This is a genomic window from Streptococcus sp. CCH5-D3 (assembly GCF_001556435.1).
GTDB lineage: Bacteria > Bacillota > Bacilli > Lactobacillales > Streptococcaceae > Streptococcus.
Map to the genome: position 1 here is coordinate 1 of NZ_LSIW01000122.1, position 279 is coordinate 279.

The 279-nt window shown below is 45.5% G+C and carries 1 protein-coding gene; it reads left to right on the forward strand.

Features of this window, described 5'->3' with window-relative positions:
• Positions 1 to 279: SH3 domain-containing protein (locus AX662_RS07685; RefSeq protein ID WP_197414690.1), on the forward strand; the 279-nt coding region annotated here is incomplete at both ends.

Here is a 279-nt window from a genome sequence, read left to right on the forward strand (position 1 = left end):
GAGCAGCTGTCAATACTAGTTTGGTGAGCCAACCAGCTACAACTACAGACAGCGATCTTCCAAGCCAAGGAACTTATGTCTATAAGGAACGTACAGAGGTTAAGAATCAACCTAAGGTATCTGCCAAGGCTGAATTTTATGTGAATCCAGGGGATAGCGTCTTTTACGATCAAGTCGTGACAGCTGATGGCTACCAATGGATTAGCTACAAATCATACTCTGGTGTGCGTCGTTATGCGCCAGTGAAACCAGTGGCAGCTGGTAGTGGTAACGGTAATA